Consider the following 17,752-nt stretch of genomic DNA (forward strand, 5'->3'; position numbering starts at 1 on the left):
CCCCAGGGAAGACGTGGCGTTGATCAGGCCGATCAGCAGAAGACATCACGTCCGGCGTCCTTGTCAACCCTGCGCGGCGGCGTTTCCGAACGCGGGGATCGAATTGTTTCCGCGGTTCACTGCACGTGTTCCGGCGGTCGCTGCTTGCACACCGTTCAAGCGCGTTCGCCCTGCTCCCGGGCGTGCCAGGAGGAAACCGGCGAAGAGTTCCCGCTGGCGGCAGAATTACCCACAGCAGCCACCGGGGCGAATTCGGCCATTGTTCGGACGGTGTGTTATTAATTCCCACCTCTCCCGGGTGGGGGACAGCGCCGCGGGGTGCGGCAGAATCCCCGCCGTGACCGATGGGGACGGAAAGGCCGCCGGGGCCGGCAAGCGGGTCGGCTGGGTCGAGCTGTACTTCGACCTGGTCTTCGTGTTCGCGGTGGGCCAGGTGGCGCACAGCATCGTGACGGACCCGCACTGGGCCCGCATCGCCGGCGCGCTGGGGCTGTTCACCACGCTGTGGTGGACGTGGATCGGCTTCGCCGTGCTCTACAACCGCCGCGGGGACGACAGCCGGGCGGCCGACCGGCTGTTCGTGCTGGCAGGCACCATCCCGTGCGCGATCGCCGCCACCCAGGTGCACCACGTCTTCGAGGGGCACCCCGCGATCTTCGCGGCGGCCATGGCGGGCGTCCGCGTGATCCTGGCGGCCGCGCACCGCTGGCCGGCCCGGCCCGGGCTCGACCAGCGCCGGATCAGTTCGGGGTACGCGGTTTCCGCGGTCCTGTTCGCCGTCTCGGCCGTGCTGCCCGCCGGCTGGTGGCTCTGGACCATCGCCCTCGTGCAGGAGGCCGGGTTCCTGCTGCTCGGCGACCGGCACCGGCGGCGCCGCGGCGAGCCGCAGGAGCGGCCGACGCGGGAGACCCGGCTGCGGGACATGCTCGCCGGGCCCCGCGACCCGAACCTGGCGGTCGACTCCGCCCACCTGGCCGAACGCTTCGGGCTCTTCATGATCCTGCTGCTCGGCGAGCTGGTGATCACCGTCGGCACGGCCGCGCTCGAACGCCCCGCCGACGACGTCGCCTACTGGTCGGCCACGGTCGGCGGCCTGGTTCTGGCGGGCGCACTGTGGTGGGTGTACTTCACGTCGGCCGCGGAGATCTCCGAGCGCACGCTCGGCCTGTCCGGCGGGCACCCCGCGCTCGCCTACTCGCTGTACGCCGGCGGCCACCTGACACCGGCGTTCGCGCTGCTGCTCATCGCGGCCGGGGTGAACCTGTCGCTGCACGAAGCCCCGCCACCCGCGGCGACCTGGCTCATCACCGCCGGGCTCGGGACCTACCTCGCCGGCACCCGGGTCTTCGCCGGCGGCACCCGGCGCTGGTACCAGCGCTGGGCGCGCGTCGCCGCCGTGGCCGCCACCGTGAACCTCGCCTTCCTCGGCCTGCTGCTGCCGGCGCCCGCGATGGTCGTGGTGATCGCCGCCTGGGGCGTCGCCGCGGCCGCGGTCAGCTCGGCACTGCGGCGGCGGAGGCCCGAGGACTTCGGCGACAACCCGCTGGAGTTCCTGTTGCGCGGCCGCGACGTCCCCTCGAGGTGACCCCACGCCGATCCCCCAGGCCGCGGGCCGGCGGCTTTCAGCTGGTCAGGATCTGCGGGGAGAGCACCTTCAGCATCGCGTTCGTCCACTTCAGCTGCCGCAGCGTCTGCGGGTGGCACCGGCTCGCCAGCTCGAGCAGCTCGGTGTCCTTCGCCGCCTGCGCGCCCTGCGCAAGCAGCTCCCAATCGAGCGACACGCCCGCGGCGCGGCGGTGCAGGCGGCGCAGGTCCGCCAGCAGCAGCACGCCCGGCTCCGGGCGGCGGCCGCTCAGCTCCGACAGCGCCGTCCGCAACGGCTCCAGCGGGCCCGGACCCGGCACGTCCTCGCCGAGATCCAGGCCGTGGGCGCGGCCGGCGCGGGCGATGTCCCGCACGTGCGCCGCCGACCAGGCCGCCAGGTCGCGGGCCAGGTGGTGGATCTCGTGCTCGGCGTGGTGGCGGCCGGAGGTCTTCAGCAGGAACTCGGCCATCGCCGTCTCGGCGCGGTGGAGTTCCCGCAGGACGAGGCCGAGCTTCATCGGACGACCTCCTCGTCGACGGCCGCGGGCACCGGCTCGGCGGCCGGGGCCGGCACCGGGCCGATCCGGCGCAGCGCGGCCGCGGCCGTCTTGAACAGCGGCTGCTTGGACACCGGGTCCCAGTCGGTGGCGGTGAGCTCGTTGGCCGCGCGGTCGCCGTCCTTGCCCGCCGGGTGCTCGACGTCCCAGTAGCCGTAGTGGAACGGCAGGAACAGCACGCCGTCGCGGATGCCGCCGATGCGGACCCGGGCGCGGACGGCCCCGCGCGGGGTCGAGACCTCCGCGAGGTCGCCTTCGGCGAGCCCGGCGGCGGCCGCGTCCCGCTCGGACACCTCGAGCCACACCTCCGGCGCGGCCGCCCGCAGCTGCGGCGTCCGGCCGGTCTTCGTGCGCGTGTGGAAGTGGTAGACGGTGCGGCCGTTGATCAGGAAGTACGGGTGGTCCTCGTCCGGCTTTTCGTGCGGTTCGAGGTACTCGGCCGCGCGCAACACGGCCTTCCCGTCCGGGTTCAGCGCCCGGTACTCGGCCGGCTCGAAGGGCGCGCCGGTGACGAGGTCGCGGCCGTAGCTCTCGCAGTAGTCGGGCCGGGCGAAGAACTTCCCGTCGGTGTAGAGCCGTTCGGTCCCGTCCGGGTGGTCCGCGGTGCACGGCCACTGGACACCGCTGACCTCGCGCAGCTTCGCGTAGCTCAGGCCGCTGTAGTCGCAGGGACGGCCCGCCGACGCGCGTTTCCACGCCTCGAACGCGGTTTCCGGGTCGTGCCACTGCGGGAACGGCTCGCCGTCGTTGCCGCGGAAGTCCATGCGCCGCGCGTAGTCCAGGAAGATGTCGAGGTCCGGGCGCGCCTGCCCGGGCGGCTCGACCGCCTTCTCCGACAGGTGCACCGTGCGGTCGGCGTTGGTGAACGTGCCCGTCTTCTCACCCCACATCGCCGCGGGCAGCACCACGTCGGCCAGCTCGGCGGTTTCGGTGCGGAAGGCGTCCTGCACGACCAGGAACAGCCGGGGGGAGTCCAGAATGGACCGGACCCGGGGCAGCTCGGGCAGCGAGACGGCCGGGTTCGTGGCCGACACCCAGAGAAACCGCAGGGTCCCGGTTTCGGCGTAGCGCAGCATCTGCATGAGGTGCGTCGGCGGGCCGTAGTGCGGGATCCTGCTCACGTCGACGTTCCACAGATCGGCGAGTTCGGCCACGTGCGAGTCGTTGGCCCAGTTGCGGAACCCGGTCAGGTCGCCGTCGGCGCCGCATTCGCGGGTGTTCTGCGCGGTCGGCTGGCCGTTCATCTGCAGGACACCGGCTCCCGGCCGGCCCAGCATGCCGCGCAGCAGCACGAGGTTGTTGACCTGGACGGCGGCCGCGGACGCCTGGTGCGACTGGTAGAAGCCCTGCAGCACCGTGCACAGCAGCCGCTCGGCCGACCCCAGCAGCCGGGCGGCGGCGCGGATCTCCGCGGGGTCGAGCCCGCAGATCTCCGCGGCGCGCTCGGGCGGGTAGTCCGCGACCATCGCCGCGAGGTCGTCGTAGCCGACCGTGCAGCGTTCGACGTACTCGCGGTCGACCCGGCCGTTTTCGATGATCTCGTGCAGGATCCCGTTCATCAGGGCGACGTTGGTCTCGGGCAGCGGCGCCAGGTGCAGCGTCGCCGCCCGGGCGACCGGGGTTTCGCGCGGGTCGACGCAGAGCACCGCCGGCGGGTTCGGCCCGGCGAGCCGGTCGAGGATGCGCGACCAGAGGACGGCCTGGGTTTCGGCCACGTTGTGCCCGAAGAGCGCGATGACGTCGGCGTGGTCGACGTCGGTGTAGGACGACGGCTGGCCGTCGCACCCGAAGGACTCCTTCAGCGCCGCGGCCGCGGTCGCCGTGCAGAGCCGGGTGTTGCCGTCGAGGTGGTGGGTGCCCAGGCCGCCGCGGGCGATCGCGGCGAGCGTGTAGTACTCCTCGGCGAACAGCTGGCCGCTGGTGTAGAACCCGAGCGCGCCCGGCCCCTGCTCGTCGAGGAGTTCCTTGCTGCGCCGGACGATCAGGTCCATCGCCTCGTCCCAGCTCGCTTCCGCGAGCTCGCCGTTCCGGCGCACCAGCGGCGTGGTCAGCCGGTCCGGCGCGGAGTTGGCCTGCCAGGCGAAGAGGTCCTTCGGGTCGAGGCGCCCGTGGTTGACGCGGTCGTCGGCGCGACCGCGGACGCCGGCGATCCGGCCGTCCTTCACCGCGATGTCGAGGCCGTCGCCGTTGGAGTGCAGCACCGCCGCGCTGCGGACCCAGCGGTCGACGTCGGCCGGCGCCAAGCCGCCGGCGAGGTGGCTGTCCACCCGGACCGGCCACGGCTCCCCCGGCCCGTAGGGCGTCCTGGTCCCCCAGGGCTCGGTGATTCCGTCGCGTTTTCCCACCGCAAGGACCTCCGATCACGAAAAACCGGCGCCGGGGTACCCGCTGCGCCGGCGGTCAAACATTCTTTTCCCGGACCTGGTTTGCGCGGCGCAACGATGAGCGGGAATCCCTTTCGTCCGCTTCGACGGCCCCGGCAAACTGCTCGAAAGCGGCAATCATCGCGGCTCGCGACCCGGGGTCGAGCCGGCCGAGGACGTCCGCGAGCACCCGGCGGCGGTCGCGGTCGACCCGGTCCACCAGCTGCCGCCCCGCCGCGGCCGGGGCGAGCAGCGTCTCCCGCCGGTTCAGCGGGTTGGGCGCCTTTTCCAGCAGGTTCAGCGCGACCAGCCGGTCACACGCCCGGGTGACCGACGACGGGTTCAGCGCCAGCTCGCGCGCCACCCGGCCCATGGTGACCGGGGTCCGGTCGACCACCACCCGCAGCGCGCGGAACTGGGTCAGCGTCAGCTGTTCGGTGTTCCGTTCGACGGTGGAGTCGGCGATCATCACCATCGCCCGCAGCACCGCCAGCGCCGCGCTGGTGCCGTCCGGCTCCTGCCACGTTTGCGTCACGCAAGTATGATAGACGGCGAAAGCGGGTACAGCGATTCGTGAGCGCCGAAGGTGACCACGAAGGGAGGCGTCCGCGCCGGTGAAACCGGACCCCGGGCACGTCGAAGTCACGGCCCTGCGCGACTACGTCGAGACCGTCGCCGAGCTGCTGCGGGTGGAACCGGCCGCGTCGTGGAGCGAACCCGGCAGCCCGGCGACCGCCTACATCGCCCTGGCCGCCCGGCACGCGGGCCGGTTCCTGATGCTGCAGTGGGCCGCCGACAGCGGGTGGTGCCTGGCGGTGGAGCCCGACGGCGGGGAAGCGCCGTCGGTCCTCGTCCGGTGGCCCGAGCCGGCCCGGCCGCGGCCCGCCGTGGTGGCCCGCCGGGTCCACGAGGCGCTCACCGAAGCGGCATCGCACGCCAAAGGGAGTACTCATGAGCCAGACAGTCGGTGACTACCTGCTCCAGCGCCTGCGCGAGTGGGGTGTGGACCAGGTCTTCGCCTACCCGGGCGACGGCATCAACGGGATCGTCGCCTCGTTCGGCAAGGCGGACAACCAGCCGCGCTTCGTCCAGGCCCGGCACGAGGAGATGGCCGCCCTCTCGGCGGTCGGCTACGCGAAGTTCAGCGGCAAGGTCGGCGTCTGCCTGGCCACCTCGGGCCCGGGCGCGATCCACCTGCTCAACGGCCTCTACGACGCGAAGCTCGACCACGTCCCGGTGGTCGCGATCGTCGGGCAGACCGCGCGCAGCGCGATGGGCGGCAGCTACCAGCAGGAGGTCGACCTGCAGGCGCTCTACAAGGACGTCGCCAGCGAATACCTGGTCGAGGTCAACGTGGCCGAGCAGCTGCCGAACGCGCTCGACCGGGCGATCCGGACGGCGCAGTCGTCCCGCTGCCCGACCGCCCTGATCATCCCCGCGGACCTGCAGGAGGAGCCGTACTCCCCGCCGCAGCACGCGTTCAAGCAGGTGCCGTCGAGCCCGCCGAGCACGGCGTGGTCCCGGCCGGTCCCCGCGGAGCAGGACATCGAGGCGGCGGCCGAGGTGCTCAACGCGGGCGAGAAGGTCGCCATCCTGGTCGGCCAGGGCGCGCGCGGCGCGGCCGAGGAGGTGCGCGAAGTCGCCGAAGTCACCGGCGCGGGCGTGGCGAAGGCGTTGCTGGGCAAGGACGTCCTGCCCGACGACCTGCCGTGGGTGACCGGCTCGATCGGGCTGCTCGGCACCCGGCCGAGCTACGAGATGATGCGCGACTGCGACACGCTGCTCATCGTCGGTTCGAACTTCCCGTACAGCCAGTTCCTGCCGGACTTCGGGCAGGCGCGCGCGGTGCAGATCGACCTGGACGGCCGGTTCATCGGGATGCGCTACCCGACGGAGGTCAACCTCGTCGGGGACAGCGCGGCGACGCTGCGCGCGCTGCTGCCGCGGCTGAAGAGCAAAGCGGACTCCTCGTGGCGCGAGACGATCGAGAAGAACGTCGCGTCCTGGTGGGACACCGTCGAGAAGGAAGCCGCGGTCGACGCCGACCCGGTCAACCCGATGGCGATCGTCAGCGAGCTGTCGAAGCGGATCCCGGAGAACGCGATCGTCACCGCGGACTCGGGCTCCTCCACCAACTGGTACGCGCGCAACCTCCGCATCCGCGGCGACATGCGCGGGTCGCTCTCGGGCACGCTGGCCACCATGGGCCCGGGCGTGCCGTACGCCATCGGCGCCAAGTTCGCCCACCCCGACCGGCCGGTGATCGCCCTCGTCGGCGACGGCGCCATGCAGATGAACGGCCTCGCCGAGCTGATCACCATCGCGCGGTACCACACGCTGTGGACCGACCCGACGTGCGTGATCTGCGTCTTCCACAACAACGACCTCAACCAGGTCACGTGGGAGCTGCGGGCGATGGGCGGGGCGCCGAAGTTCGAGGAGTCCCAGACCCTGCCGGACGTCGACTACGCCGGCTTCGCCCTGTCGCTCGGGCTCGCGGCCGTCACGGTCGACAAGCCGGACCAGCTCGCCTCGGCCTGGGACACCGCGCTCAGCGCGGGCAAGCCGGCGGTGCTGGACGTCCGGTGCGACCCGGACGTGCCGCCGATCCCGCCGCACGCCACCTTCGAGCAGGTGAAGTCGGCCGCCCAGGCCGTCCTCAAGGGCGACCCCGACGCGTTCCACCTCGTCGCCCAGGGCGTCAAGACGAAGCTGCAGGAGTTCCTGCCCGGGAAGCACCGGTGACCACGGTCGAGCGGGTCGGCGCCCGGGCCTACCGGGTGCCGGCCCCCGGCCCCGAAGCCGACGGCACGCTGGCCTGGGACGCCACCACGATCGTCGTCGTGCACGCCGAAGCCGGCGGGATCCGCGGGCTGGGCTGGACCTACGCCGACGCGGCCTGCGTGCCGCTGATCGAAGGCCTGCTCACGGAGGCCGTCCGCGGCCGCCCGGTGCTCGACGTGCCCGCCTGCTGGGCGGCGATGCAGCACGCCGTCCGCAACCTCGGGCGGCCCGGCCTGGTCTCGTGCGCCATGTCCGCCGTCGACATCGCGCTGTGGGACGCCGCGGCCCGGTCGCTCGACGTGCCCGTGAGCAGGCTGCTCGGCCGGGTGCACGAGGAGGTCGCCGTGTACGGCAGCGGCGGCTTCACCACGCTCTCCGACGACGAACTGGTCGCCCAGCTGGACCACTGGGTCCGCAGGCAGCGCATCCCGCGCGTGAAGATCAAGATCGGCGAGTCCGCGGGCACCCGCGTGGCCCGCGACCTGGAGCGGGTGGCCGTGACGCGGGACAAGGTCGGCGCCGACGCCGAGGTGTTCGTCGATGCCAACGGCGCCTACTCCCCCGACCAGGCCCGCCGGGTCGCCGAGCGGCTGCTGGAGTGGGACGTCACGTGGTTCGAGGAGCCCGTCTCCAGCGACGACCTGCCCGGGCTCGCGGCGACGCGCTTCCCCGGCGGCCCGGACATCGCCGCCGGCGAGTACGGCTACGACCTGCCCTACTTCGCGCGCATGCTGCCGGTGGTCGACTGCCTGCAGGTCGACGTCACCCGGTGCGGGGGCTACACGGAGTGGCGGCGCGCCACGGCGCTGGCCGCGGCGGCGAACCGGGACGTGTCGGCCCACTGCGCCCCGAACCTTTCCGCACACGCCGCCGCGGCGACGCAGAACTTCCGGCACATCGAGTGGTTCGCCGACCACGACCGGATCGAGCGGCTCTTCTTCGACGGCTGCCTCGACCCGGCCGGCGGCACGGTGACGCCGTCGATGACCGCGCCCGGCCACGGCCTGACGTTGCGGCCCGCAGCCGCGGCCGAGTACGCACTCTGAAGGAGGATCCGCGATGGGACCCGTCCAGCTCCCCGATCCGGTGGTGCGCCACGCGGAGCACGAAGACATCGACACCGGCGCGCTCGCGGCGGCGCTGCGGGAGCGCGTCGACGGCGAAGTGCGCTTCGACCGCGGCACGCGCGCGGCGTACTCGACCGACGCGTCCAACTTCCGGCAGGTCCCCCTCGGCGTCGTGCTGCCGCGGACGCCGGACGACGCGGTGGCGGCGCTGGCGGTGGCGCGCGAGTTCCGGGCGCCGGTGCTGTCGCGCGGCGGCGGCACCAGCCTCGCCGGCCAGTGCACCAACACCGCCGTCGTGCTCGACTTCTCCAAGTACTGCACCGAACTGGAGTCGGTCGACACCGGCGCCCGGACCTGCGTCGTGCAGCCGGGGATCGTGCTCGACGAGCTGAACCGGCAGCTGGCGGACACCGGCCTGCGGTACGGGCCGGAGCCCGCGACGCACATGAACTGCACCCTCGGCGGGATGATCGGCAACAACTCCTGCGGCGCCACGGCCCAGCGGACCGGCAAGGTCGTCGACAACATCGCCCGGCTGGAGGTCGTCACCTACGACGGAACCCGGTTCTGGTGCGGGGAAACCACCGACGAGGAGTACGCCGAGATCGAGCGGCGCGGCGACCCGCGGGCGGCGATCTACCGGCAGCTGCGCCGGCTGCGCGACGAGTACGCCGACGAGATCCGCCGCCGCTACTCGGACATCCCGCGCCGCGTTTCGGGCTACAACCTCGACTCCCTGCTGCCCGAACACCACTTCGACGTCGCCGGGCTGCTCGTCGGCAGCGAGTCCACTTTGGTCACCGTGCTGCGGGCGGAGCTGGAGCTCGTCCCGGTGCTGCCGGAGCGGACGCTCGTGGTGCTCGGCTACCGCGACATCGCCACCGCCGCGGACGCCGTGCCCGCCGTCCTGCCGCACGAGCCGGTCGCGCTGGAAGGCGTCGACCACAAGCTCATCCGGGACCAGCAGATCAAGGGCATGAACCCGAAGGCCCTCGGCGAGCTGCCGCACGGGCGGGCGTTCCTGATGGTGCAGTTCGCCGCCGAGACGCACGAAGAAGCCGAGCGGCAGGCGCACAAGATGCTCGACGCCCTGCACGACACCGAGCACGAAGCCGACGTCGAATTCCTCGACGACCCCGCCCGCGAAAACGAGCTGTGGCAGGTCCGCGAGGCCGGCCTCGGCGCCACCGCGCACCTGCCGGGCCGCGCCGACACCTTCGAGGGCTGGGAGGACTCGGCCGTCGCGCCGGAGCGGCTCGGCGAGTACCTGCGGAAGCTGACCGCGCTGTACGAGGAGTTCGGCTACGCCGGCGAGACGGGCCCGAGCCTGTACGGCCACTTCGGCCAGGGCTGCGTGCACACGCGGATCCCGTTCGACCTCTACAGCGCCGACGGCGTCGCCACCTACCGGCGGTTCATGGAGCGCGCCGCCGACCTCGTCGCCGCCATGGGCGGGTCGTTCTCCGGCGAGCACGGCGACGGCCAGTCCCGCGGCGAGCTGCTGCCGAAGATGTTCGGCGACGAACTGGTGACCGCGTTCGGCAAGCTCAAGGCCGTCTTCGACGCCGGGAACCGGATGAACCCCGGCAAGGTCGTCGCCCCCTACCGGCTCGACGAGAATCTGCGCCTCGGCGCCGGCTGGGCGCCCGCCGACCCGCAGGACCTGTACTTCCGCTTCCCCGACGACGGCGGCTCGTTCGCCCAGGCCGCCAACCGCTGCGTCGGCGTCGGCCGGTGCCGGCAGCACACCACCGGCGGCGGGCAGGTCATGTGCCCGTCGTACCAGGTGACCGGCGAGGAGGAACACTCCACGCGCGGCCGGGCGCGGCTGCTGTTCGAGATGCTGGACGGCCACGGCGACAGCCCGGTCGACGACGGCTGGCGCTCGACGGAGGTCCGCGAGGCCCTGGACCTGTGCCTGGCCTGCAAGGGGTGCAAGACCGACTGTCCGGCCAATGTGGACATGGCGACGTACAAGGCGGAGTTCCTCGCCCACCACTACGCGGGCCGGCCGTGGCGGCGGCCGCGCTCGGACTTCACGATGGGCTGGCTGCCCGCCTTCGCCCAGGCCGTCGGCCGGCTGCGGGCCGGCCGCGTGGTCAACGCGCTGACGCACGCGCCGGGACTGGCCCGGCTGGCCACCCGGGTCGCGGGGGTCGAGGACCGCGAAGTCCCGATGTTCGCCGGGGAAACGCTGCAGCAGTGGTTCGCCCGGCGCGGGCCGGCCGGCACCGGGGCCCGCGGGACCGTGCTGGTCTGGCCGGACACGTTCACCAACTCGTTCCACCCGCACGTGGGCCGGGCCGCGGTGCGGCTGATGGAGGACGCGGGCTGGCGGGTGACCATGCCGTCGGCGGCGCTGTGCTGCGGGCTGACGTGGATTTCGACCGGGCAGCTGGGCGTCGCGAAACACATCCTGGCCCGCACGGTCCGCGAGCTGGCCCCGCACCTGCACGGGGGTGGGCTCGTCGTCGGCCTGGAACCCAGCTGCACGGCGGTGTTCCGCTCCGACGCGGCCGGCCTCTTCCCGGGTGACCAGGACGTCCGGCGGCTGCGCGCGCAGACGGTCACCCTCGCCGAACTGCTCACCGAGCACTCCCCCGGCTACCGCCCGCCCCGGCTGGACGCGAAGGCGATCGCGCAGGTGCACTGCCACCAGCACGCGGTCATGGGCTGGGACGCGGACCGCAAGCTGCTCGAAGCCGCGGGCGTCGACGCCGAGCACCTCGACTCGGGGTGCTGCGGCCTGGCGGGCAACTTCGGCTTCGAGAAGGGCCACCTGGAGGTCTCGCAGGCGTGCGCCGAGCGGGTCCTGCTGCCGCGGGTCCGGGACGCGTCGCCGGATACGGCGGTGCTGGCCGACGGCTTCAGCTGCCGGACCCAGCTGCACGAGCTCGACAGCGGCGGCCGGGAAGGCGTGCACCTGGCGGAACTGCTGGCCGGCGGGCTCGAGCAGCCGCCCGAGATGCCGCGGCACAGGCGGCCGGCGGTGGTGGCCGCGCTCGGCGCGGGTGCGGCGGCCGCCGTGGGATTCGCGGTGCGCCGGAGCCTCCGTTGACCCGCGGAGTGGCCGCGGCCCGGGCGGCGTGGGGCGGCGGGGTCCTGGTCGTGTCGCGGTACCTGCCGGTGCCGAGGAAGGTGGCGCTGGCCCTGGGGTTTCGCCACCTGGCCCAGGCGGCGGCGGTGCTGCGGCGCCCGGCGGGGGTGGTCGCGCGCTGGGGCTGGACGGTGGACGTGCTGCACAGCGCGAGCATGCTCGTCCTGGCGGCGGCGTCCCGGCGGTGGCGAGCGGCGGCGCTGGCGAACGCGGTCGTGGCGGCGGGGTGGGCCCGGGCGGCCCGGCCTCGTGGGGAGAGCGGCCACCGGCCCCGGAGACGGGCAGCCGCGACACCGGAACTCGACCCGGCCGCGCGCGGCGGGCCTCGGCGGCGCGGCCCGGCTGGCCCGCTCGCAGGTCCCGGAACCGGACCAGGGGCCCGGTGAGCCGGCGCCGTCAGCCCGGGGGCCGCACCGCGCCGCAGAAACCGGCCGCCCTGTTCCCCTCCGCCCCTCTTCACCAGCTTCCGATCGGAGAGTCATGACCAGCCAACCCCAGCACCAGGTCGTCGTCGTCACCGGGGCGAGCGGCGGCATCGGCCGGGCCGTCGCCCGGGCCTTCGGGGCCCGGCAGGCCCGCGTTGCCCTGCTCGCCCGGGGTGAAGCCGGGCTCGCCGCCGCGGCCGGAGACGTCACCGAGGCCGGCGGGACCGCCCTCGCCATTCCCGCCGACGTCGCCGATTTCGGGCAGGTCGACGCCGCCGCCGAACGGGCCGAAAAGGAGCTCGGGCCGATCGACCTGTGGGTGAACGTCGCCTTCACGTCCGTCTTCGCGCCGTTCGACGAGATCGAGCCGGACGAGTTCCGGCGCGTCACCGAAGTCAGCTACCTCGGTTACGTCCACGGCACCACCGCCGCGCTGCGGCGGATGAAGCCCCGCGACCGGGGCACGATCGTGCAGGTCGGCTCGGCCCTCGCCTACCGCGGGATCCCGTTGCAGAGCGCCTACTGCGGCGCCAAGCACGCCATCCAGGGCTTCAACGAGTCCCTGCGCTGCGAGCTCCTGCACGAGGGCAGCCACGTCCGCACCACGATGGTGCAGATGCCGGCCGTCAACACGCCGCAGTTCTCCTGGGTGCGCTCGAAACTGCCGCGGCACGCGCAGCCGGTGCCCCCGATCTACCAGCCCGAAGTCGCCGCCCGCGCGGTGGTGCACGCCGCCGAGCACCCGCAGCGGCGCGAGTACTGGGTCGGCGGCAGCACCGTCGGCACGCTCGTCGCGAACGCCGTCGCCCCCGGGATCCTCGACCGCTACCTCGCCCGCACCGGATACCGCTCCCAGCAGACCGGCGAGGCCAAGCCCACGGGCCAGCCGGAAAACCTGTGGGCGCCGGCCGACCGCGGACGCGACTTCGGCGCCCACGGCGAGTTCGACGGCAAGGCGACCCCGCGCAGCCTGCAACTGTGGGCGAGCCAGCACCACGGTCTCCTCGCCGCCGGCAGCGGCGCGCTCGCCGCGGCCGCGCTGGCCGTGTGGCGCCGGGCCAGGTCCTAGCGCAGGACCGGCTCCAGGACGTCCGGAGCGGAGACGAGCAGCAGGCCGGCCGCGAGCGCGGTGCCCAGGGAGCCACGCGGGCTGCTCCCAGGGCGGCGCGAAGGCCGTTCACTGTAGCGCCGCACGTCATCCGATCGCCGTCCCGCATACTGGGGAGGTTCCCGGCGGAAGGAGAGGCGGCTTGCACGCACCCGTGGACCCCTTCGTGCACCCCGCGCTGTTCTACCGGGGTGCCGCCGAATACCTGGCGGGCACCGTGCCGTTCGTCTGGGGCGGGCTCGCCGCCGGCGAGCCGGTGGCGGTCGCGGTGCCCGGCGACAACCTCGCCCTGCTGCGGCGGGAACTCGGCCCGGACGCCGCCCGCGTCCGGCTGCTGGACATGACCGAGGCCGGGCGCAACCCCGGCCGGATCATCCCCGGCGTGCTGCGCGCGTTCGCCGACACGCACCCGGGCCGGCCGGCGCGGATCATCGGCGAGCCGATCTGGGCCGCGCGGTCGGCCGTCGAGTACCCGGCGTGCGTCCAGCACGAGGCCCTCATCAACCACGCCTTCACCGGCCGGGACGTGACGATCCTCTGCCCGTACGACGTCGCCGCGCTGGATCCGGCCGTCCTGGCCGACGCCGAGGCCACGCACCCGGTGCTGGTCGACGGCACCGGGCAGCGCCCCAGCCCCGCCTACGACCCGGACGGCGTGCTCGCCCGGTACAACGAGCCCCTGCCGGTGCCGGACGGCGCCTTCGAGCTGAAGGACACCACCAACCTCGCGGCGGCCCGCGCACTGGCCCACGTCCGCGCGGCCGCGGCCGGGCTGAGCGCCGACCAGGTCGCCGACGTCGAAGTGGTGGTCACCGAGCTGCTCTCCAACAGCATCGAGCACGGCAGCGGGAGCGGCACGGCCCGGTTCTGGGCGGCGGACGGCGAGTTCGTCTGCGAGGTCCACGACGACGGCCGCATCGCCGATCCGCTGACCGGCCGCCACCCGGCGACGCCGGATCAGCCCCGCGGTCGCGGGCTCCTGCTCGTCAACCACCTCGCGGACCTCGTCCGCGTGCACACCAGCGACGAGCGCGGCACGACGTTCCGGGCGTACTTCCACGCCTGAGCGGCGCTACTTCCCGGCCTTGCCCGCCCGCCGGAACCCGCGGTGCACGAGGCCGCCCACGACGGCACCCATCGCGACGCCGCCGTACACGTCGGTCGGCCAGTGCGCCCGCGTCCGGAGGCGGCTGTAGCAGACCGCCGCCGCCAGCGGGACGATCGCCGCGCCCGTGGCCGGTGCCGTGAGCGTGACCGCGACCGTGAACGCCGCCGCCGTCGTCGCGTGCGTGGACGGGAACGACGACGACTTCGGCTGCTCCGGCAGCGCCCGGCGGGCCGGCAGCTGCCGGGCCTGCGGCCGCGGGCGGCGGACGATCGCCTTCAGCCCGTGGCCGAACGCCATTCCGGCCGCACCTCCGGCCAGGCCGTGGCCCGCGGCCCGGCGCCGGGAGCCCGGCCGCCACGCCAGCACCGCGGCCACGGCGAGCCAAAGCACGCCGCCCTGGGCGGCGGTGCTGAGGGCCGTGACCGGCCACGCCGGCCGGGTGACCGGAAGGTCGTTTTCGTCCGCTCCGGCCTCCGCACGAACACCTTCTTCGCTCGGCATGGCCCCCAACTTCCCACCCTGGCCCCGATTCAACCGTCCGACTGTCCACGGTGGAGATTCCGGCCGGGACGTTTGTCCACCCCCCGATCGGGTACCCCCTGCGCCGTGAACGCGCTGCGGCTCCCCCCGGTCCGTACGGCGGCCGCGCTGGTCGCGGCCGCGGCGCTGGTCGCAGGCTGCGGGGCGGACCCGCAGGCCGAAACCGTGCACGCCGGCCGGGAGATCCGGGGGCAGCTCGAACTCCTGCGGCTCGTGGTGACGGCCGATCGTGAGAGCGTCCCGCCCGTCCCCAGCCTGTCGGTCACCGTCCGCGACGCCGCCGACGAACTCGGCTCCGCGGGCCAGGACGTCGGCAAGCTGACCGACGACCGCGCCCGCGCGGCGCTGGCCTCGATCACCGACCGCGGAGTCGCGCTCGCCCACCGGCTCGACGACGGCCTCGGCGACGGCACCGACCAGGGCCTCGACCGGATCGACGCCGAGCTGCAGGGCCTGATCGGCGAGCTCGCCCGCTGGGGCGTGACGTCGTGAGCAAGAAGCTCCTCGCCGTCACCCTCGGCATCCTCACCGCGGTCGGCGGGTTCGTCGACATCGGCGACCTCGTCGAAAGTGGTGTAGTCGGCGCCCGCTACGGGATGGCGATGGTCTGGGTGACCGTGCTCGGCGTGCTCGGGATCTGCGTCTACGCCGACATGTCCGGGCGGATCGTGGCGGTGTCGGGGCGGCCGGTGTTCGACCTGATCCGCGAGCGGCTCGGGCCGCGCATGGCGCTGCTCAACCTCGCCGGGTCGTTCCTCATCACGCTGCTGACCGTGTGCGCGGAGATCGGCGGCGTCGCGATCGCCGTCGAGCTGGCCTCCGGGGTCGACCGGCTGGTCTGGGTGCTGCCGATCGGCGTGCTCGTCTGGCTGGTGGTCTGGCGGGTCGGGTTCGAGCGGATGGAAACCGGCTTCGGCCTCGCCGGGCTCGCGATCGGGGTGTTCGCCGTCGCGATCTTCCTCCTGCACCCCGACTGGTCCTCGCTCGGCGCGCAGATCGCCGGGCTGGCCCCGCCGGCCGACGAGGCGCTGCCGACCTACGCCTACCACGCGGTCGCGCTGTTCGCGTCCGCGATGACGCCGTACGAAGTGTTCTTCTTCTCCTCCGGCGGCGTGGAAGAAGGCTGGAAGGTGAAGGACCTGCCCGTGCAGCGGGCCAACGTGCTGCTCGGCTTCCCCCTCGGCGGCCTGCTCGCGCTGGCCGTGATGGCCTGCGCCGCGACGGTGCTGTTCCCGGCCGGCATCGACGTCGGCGAGCTCAGCCAGGTGGTGCTGCCGGTGACGCTGGCGCTGGGGACCGCGGGCCTGGTGATCGTGCTGATCGGGATCTTCGCCGCCACCTTCGGCGCGGCGCTGGAGACCGGGCTGTCGTCGGGGTACATGCTGGCGCAGTTCTTCGGCTGGGACTGGGGAAAGCGCCGCGCGCCGCGCAACGCCGCCCGGTTCCACCTGACCGTCGGCGCGGGCATTCTGCTCGCGGTGGTGGTCGTGCAGACGGGCATCGACCCGGTCGGCTTGACCGAGATCTCACTGATCTTCTCCGCGGTGGCGCTGCCGCTGACCTACCTGCCGGTGCTCATCGTGGCCAACGACCGCGAGTACCTCGGGAAGCACGCCAACGGCCGCTTCAGCAACATCGTCGGCCTCGTCATGCTCGTCGTCATCGCCATCGCGGCCCTGGTGGCGATCCCCCTGATGATCTTCACCGGAGCAGGCCAATGAACCCGTGGACGGACCTGGGCCGCGTCGATCTGAGCGACGCGCTGCTCGACCGGCAGATCGTCGGCGAAGACGGCACGGTGGTCGGCAAGGTCGACGACCTCGAGCTCCGCGCCGAGGGCGGGACCTACGTCGTGGACGCGCTGCTCGTCGGCCCGGAGGCGCTCGCCGAGCGCATCGGCGGCCCGATCGGCAGGCTGCTGCACCACATCGGCCGCGGCTTCCGCGCCCAGGCGCCGCAACGCATCCCGCTGAACGCCGTTCGCCGCATCGAGCCGACGGTCGTCGTGACGACGGCCGTCGCCCAGGCGACGGACAGCCCGTCGGAGGACTGGCTGCGCCGCCGGGTCATCGGCCGGATCCCGGGAGCGGGCCGTGCGAGCCGGTGAGCTGCTCGGCCGCCCGGCCCGCGACGCGGACGGCCGCGACCTCGGCGCGATCCGCGAAATCCGCGCGGAAGCGACGCCGCGCGAAGACGGGATGCCGGAACTGGTGGTGCGCGGGGTGATCGTGGGCCGCACGCGCGTGCGGCTGTTCGGGTACCAGCGCCACGACCAGCGCGGGCCCAAGCCGCTGGTGGCGTTGATCCGCTGGCTGCACCGCCACAGCCGGTACGTGGCGTGGGAGGACGTCGACGCATCCGGCCCGCAGGTCCGCGTGCGGCGGCCGTTCGCCGAGCTGGCCCCGCTCGACCGGCCCTGAGCGGCCGCCGGGCCGTCCCGGAAGGGTCAGCTCGCGCGCCTGGAAGGTCGGTTGCACGCTGAACTCCACGGCCGTGGTGGCCGTGGAGTTCCGGCGGCGGGCGCCGTCAGCTCTGGCTGGGGATCTCCGTCGCGCGTTCCCAGCCCGAGGGCAGGCGGCTCACGTTGAGGGCGTGGTCGAGGCCGCTGGCCGACAACGCGCGGCGCACCACCCGGTTGTCTCCCGTGACGATGCGCAGGGTCGCGTTCTCGCGGAACGTGCGGGCCTGGATGCCGCCGAGGGCGGCCAGCCCGGCTCCGTCGAGGAAGTCGACCTCGGACAGGTCGAGGACCAGGACCGGGAACCGGCGGTGGGCCCACGTGTCCAGTGCCGAACGGACCTGGGGGGCGCTGTCCGCGTCGAGGGCGCCGCGGATCCGGACCATCACCGCGCCGAAGTACGGGCGGATCACCTGGATGTCGAACGCAGTGCGCTGTTCGCGCGCCGACGGCGCTACGGGGATCGCCGTCGCTGGGGGCTGGACGACTAACATTCTTCCACGCCTCATTCGCAGATGACGTGACGAACGGGCCTGCTGCTGCCTACCCGCTCGGTCGCTGGGCAAGTTCGGGGGACGTCGGCTGTACATGCTGAACCGCACTTCGCAGCGTAGTCCTTGATCCGAACGGCGCAACCCCGCCAACGGCCGAACCGGGCACC

At 73.5% G+C, this 17,752-nt stretch carries 17 protein-coding genes; 12 read left to right on the forward strand and 5 right to left on the reverse strand.

Going from position 1 to position 17,752, the window contains the following annotated elements; genetic code table 11:
• Positions 1-337 precede the first annotated feature (337 nt).
• Positions 338-1,585 carry a low temperature requirement protein A gene (locus tag AB0M93_RS34215; RefSeq protein ID WP_364281422.1) on the forward strand — a complete coding sequence of 416 codons (1,248 nt, stop codon included), beginning with the start codon at positions 338-340 and terminating at the stop codon, positions 1,583-1,585.
• Between the two features lie 37 nt (positions 1,586-1,622).
• On the opposite strand, the gene AB0M93_RS34220 is transcribed toward AB0M93_RS34215, so the two are convergent.
• From AB0M93_RS34220 to AB0M93_RS34230, 3 genes are read right to left on the reverse strand one after another with little or no spacing between them, the layout of a single operon-like run.
• Positions 1,623-2,102 (reverse strand): hypothetical protein, encoded by a 480-nt coding sequence (locus AB0M93_RS34220; protein ID WP_364281425.1) that lies wholly within the window; start codon positions 2,100-2,102, stop codon positions 1,623-1,625.
• Entirely contained in the window at positions 2,099-4,486 is a 2,388-nt protein-coding gene (locus AB0M93_RS34225; protein WP_364281428.1) for a nitrate reductase, read from the reverse strand. The genes AB0M93_RS34220 and AB0M93_RS34225 overlap by 4 nt, the downstream gene beginning before the upstream one ends.
• A 55-nt stretch (positions 4,487-4,541) precedes the next feature.
• On the reverse strand, positions 4,542-5,039 hold the full coding sequence (locus tag AB0M93_RS34230; RefSeq protein ID WP_364281431.1) for a MarR family transcriptional regulator: 498 nt from the start codon (positions 5,037-5,039) through the stop codon (positions 4,542-4,544).
• A 79-nt stretch (positions 5,040-5,118) separates the two neighbouring features.
• Here AB0M93_RS34230 and AB0M93_RS34235 point away from each other — a divergent pair, with 79 nt between their 5' ends.
• The 7 genes from AB0M93_RS34235 (at position 5,119) to AB0M93_RS34265 (ending at position 14,051) form a co-directional block, all read left to right on the forward strand.
• A complete protein-coding gene (locus AB0M93_RS34235) occupies positions 5,119-5,475 on the forward strand; it encodes a DUF6292 family protein (protein WP_364281434.1) in 357 nt (118 codons plus the stop codon).
• Positions 5,456-7,249 (forward strand): thiamine pyrophosphate-requiring protein, encoded by a 1,794-nt coding sequence (locus tag AB0M93_RS34240; protein ID WP_364281436.1) that lies wholly within the window; start codon positions 5,456-5,458, stop codon positions 7,247-7,249. Before AB0M93_RS34235 ends, AB0M93_RS34240 begins: the two co-directional genes overlap by 20 nt.
• A complete protein-coding gene (locus tag AB0M93_RS34245; protein WP_364281438.1) occupies positions 7,246-8,334 on the forward strand; it encodes an enolase C-terminal domain-like protein in 1,089 nt (362 codons plus the stop codon). The genes AB0M93_RS34240 and AB0M93_RS34245 overlap by 4 nt, the downstream gene beginning before the upstream one ends.
• A gap of 13 nt (positions 8,335-8,347) precedes the next feature.
• Entirely contained in the window at positions 8,348-11,413 is a 3,066-nt protein-coding gene (locus AB0M93_RS34250; RefSeq protein WP_364281441.1) for an FAD-binding and (Fe-S)-binding domain-containing protein, read from the forward strand.
• Positions 11,410-11,838, forward strand: a complete 429-nt coding sequence (locus AB0M93_RS34255; RefSeq protein ID WP_364281444.1) for a hypothetical protein — start codon at positions 11,410-11,412, stop codon at positions 11,836-11,838. The genes AB0M93_RS34250 and AB0M93_RS34255 overlap by 4 nt, the downstream gene beginning before the upstream one ends.
• Before the next feature lie 94 nt (positions 11,839-11,932).
• Complete coding sequence (locus AB0M93_RS34260; RefSeq protein WP_364281447.1) at positions 11,933-12,946, forward strand: SDR family oxidoreductase; 1,014 nt, start codon at positions 11,933-11,935, stop codon at positions 12,944-12,946.
• Positions 12,947-13,127: 181 nt separating this feature from the next.
• On the forward strand, positions 13,128-14,051 hold the full coding sequence (locus AB0M93_RS34265) for a sensor histidine kinase (protein WP_364281450.1): 924 nt from the start codon (positions 13,128-13,130) through the stop codon (positions 14,049-14,051).
• Positions 14,052-14,057: 6 nt separating this feature from the next.
• On the opposite strand, the gene AB0M93_RS34270 is transcribed toward AB0M93_RS34265, so the two are convergent.
• Positions 14,058-14,594: a phosphatase PAP2 family protein gene (locus tag AB0M93_RS34270; RefSeq protein WP_364281453.1), complete on the reverse strand. Its 537-nt coding sequence runs from the start codon at positions 14,592-14,594 to the stop codon at positions 14,058-14,060.
• A 105-nt stretch (positions 14,595-14,699) separates the two neighbouring features.
• Between AB0M93_RS34270 and AB0M93_RS34275 the strand changes: the two genes are divergently transcribed.
• From AB0M93_RS34275 to AB0M93_RS34290, 4 genes are read left to right on the forward strand one after another with little or no spacing between them, the layout of a single operon-like run.
• Positions 14,700-15,125, forward strand: a complete 426-nt coding sequence (locus tag AB0M93_RS34275) for a hypothetical protein (RefSeq protein WP_364281455.1) — start codon at positions 14,700-14,702, stop codon at positions 15,123-15,125.
• Entirely contained in the window at positions 15,122-16,354 is a 1,233-nt protein-coding gene (locus AB0M93_RS34280; RefSeq protein WP_364281457.1) for a divalent metal cation transporter, read from the forward strand. The genes AB0M93_RS34275 and AB0M93_RS34280 overlap by 4 nt, the downstream gene beginning before the upstream one ends.
• A complete protein-coding gene (locus AB0M93_RS34285; protein ID WP_364281460.1) occupies positions 16,351-16,740 on the forward strand; it encodes a hypothetical protein in 390 nt (129 codons plus the stop codon). The genes AB0M93_RS34280 and AB0M93_RS34285 overlap by 4 nt, the downstream gene beginning before the upstream one ends.
• Positions 16,727-17,053 carry a hypothetical protein gene (locus AB0M93_RS34290; RefSeq protein ID WP_364281463.1) on the forward strand — a complete coding sequence of 109 codons (327 nt, stop codon included), beginning with the start codon at positions 16,727-16,729 and terminating at the stop codon, positions 17,051-17,053. Before AB0M93_RS34285 ends, AB0M93_RS34290 begins: the two co-directional genes overlap by 14 nt.
• A gap of 106 nt (positions 17,054-17,159) precedes the next feature.
• On the opposite strand, the gene AB0M93_RS34295 is transcribed toward AB0M93_RS34290, so the two are convergent.
• The gene (locus tag AB0M93_RS34295; RefSeq protein ID WP_364281466.1) at positions 17,160-17,585 is read right to left on the reverse strand and encodes an STAS domain-containing protein; all 426 of its coding nucleotides are present in this window, start codon (positions 17,583-17,585) and stop codon (positions 17,160-17,162) included.
• Positions 17,586-17,752 lie beyond the last annotated feature (167 nt).

The organism is Amycolatopsis sp. NPDC051102, from assembly GCF_040682815.1.
GTDB lineage: Bacteria > Actinomycetota > Actinomycetes > Mycobacteriales > Pseudonocardiaceae > Amycolatopsis.